Annotated in this window: 3 protein-coding genes; all 3 read right to left on the bottom strand. The window is 35.7% G+C overall.

The annotated features are described in order from the left end of the window. Nucleotides 1–224: 224 nt before the first annotated feature. Nucleotides 225–593 carry a hypothetical protein gene (locus tag H4J66_RS01585; protein WP_182169675.1) on the bottom strand — a complete coding sequence of 123 codons (369 nt, stop codon included), beginning with the start codon at nt 591–593 and terminating at the stop codon, nt 225–227. Nucleotides 594–707: 114 nt separating this feature from the next. Then, nucleotides 708–1154 (bottom strand): hypothetical protein, encoded by a 447-nt coding sequence (locus H4J66_RS01580; protein ID WP_182169672.1) that lies wholly within the window; start codon nt 1152–1154, stop codon nt 708–710. A 105-nt stretch (nt 1155–1259) separates the two neighbouring features. Beyond that, on the bottom strand, nt 1260–1676 hold the full coding sequence (locus H4J66_RS01575; RefSeq protein WP_182169669.1) for a hypothetical protein: 417 nt from the start codon (nt 1674–1676) through the stop codon (nt 1260–1262). Nucleotides 1677–1828: the final 152 nt, after the last annotated feature.

Here is a 1828-nt window from a genome sequence, read left to right as displayed (position 1 = left end):
ACCCATAAACAAAAAACTCTATAAAGGCATCAATTATGATCCATTTTAATAATCTAAAAAAGGCTCGACCTAAACCTTCTGCTACTTCTTCCATAGTTGATACAATCCTTTAGGCATATAACGCCTCACTAAGAGGCAAATAATAGTTGGTTAAAATAAGCGACGAAGGAGCAAAAACCAACTGTTATTTGTCCTTTTAAGTGACTTGTTATGTGTATGAAAACCTATCCTTTATTTAGACCAAGATCGATATACGCAATTATGTAACCATATTCTTTGTCACTTAGTTTATTGTTGCCATGTAACTCTTTAGCATAATCAAAAGACCAAGGCTTACCGTTTGGCGATAAAGGAATACTTAAATCTATTTTAAACAAGGATTCATCAATAACTTTATGACCCTTGGCTACAGCCTTTTTAGCACAATAACTCAAAATATACTCAACAGCATATTTATCGACTGATGGCTCCCAAGTATATTCGGTTTCACACGCAGTTTTGTATTCACCGTCAGCAGTGATGTACTCAAGTTTTCCTTGAGTGCTGCAAGAAGCTAATACTAAAACTAGTGATAATGAAATTAATAGTCGCAATTTGATACTAACCTTGTGATACACATAACGCCACGTTAAGCGGCAAAAAATTGTTGGCTAAAATTGTGAACGGAGTGAAACAGCCAACTGTTTTTTGTCCGTTTGAACGTCTTGTTAGCTTTCTTTTACCCAACTAGGTTTTGGTTCGACTGACGCTTTTTTTGAAAGGTATGTTTTACCTGCTGAATCAATAACTTGCGCCATAAGCTTGTGCCACACTTTGCTATATTTTTCCATTTTATCGTATGTTACAAGATACGAAAGTGGAGCATCTCCCTCTGAGAGTTTTTGCCCATTTATACCATCTTTTAAAATTAGGTATGACTCCCCGTATCCTTTAGGTATTTTTAAAGCAACATGACTTAAAAATATTGGTCGTCTGCCAATATTAGCAACACGAATAACACCAACCATTTCTTGTGTATCGGTAGTCGTCATCTCCCAGCTTAACTCTACTTTTACACTTGGTTTATCACGCAAGTAATTTAATAAACCTAATGTAAAACCAGAAACGCCAGTAACCAAAGCTATGACTGTTGCAATATCGTTGATTAATGCCAAAGACTTCTCCTGAAAGCTAACGCCTTACTAAGCGGCGCGAAATAGTTGGCTAAAATTGCGAGGAACGAAGCTAGCCAACTGTTTAGCGTCCGTTTGAGTAACTTGTTAAGTGCCTATGCCATCTACATTTTTGGGTTTTACCTTGAAAGTTGCCTCTAAAGCACGAATGCATACCCACACACTAAATACAGCAATAATTAGTTGAAAACCACTTAAACTTTTTTCAGCAATGCCTATCGATATAGTTGAGTAACCAGAATATATAATTAACAATAAAAGCAAAAACGCAGCAACTTTTGATTGCCATTTAATCAGAGAAAAAACAATAACAGCGTAAAACGCAACGTCGACTATTAAAGCAATAATACTTTCAAGTGATACACCGTATACAAATATGCTTAGTATTTGACTAATAGCAACAATCATTGCTATCCAAACACTACATTCTTTAATCAGTGAAGTCGCACCACTTGGTGATTCTATTTTAGAAAATAGTCCTATTTTATTTTGCTCTTGGCTCAATTTAATACTCCATAGTTGAGAGGCATTTAACGCCACATTAAGCGGCAAAAAATTGTTGGCTAAAATGTTGAACGAAGTGAAAACAGCCAACTGTTTTTTGTCCGTTTGAATGCCTTGTTATGCGATTTTTACATTACCACAAACCGCACAAT

Source organism: Colwellia sp. MB3u-55 (genome assembly GCF_014076785.1).
Classification (GTDB): domain Bacteria; phylum Pseudomonadota; class Gammaproteobacteria; order Enterobacterales; family Alteromonadaceae; genus Colwellia_A.
This window is presented reverse-complemented; position numbering and strand designations above follow the sequence as displayed.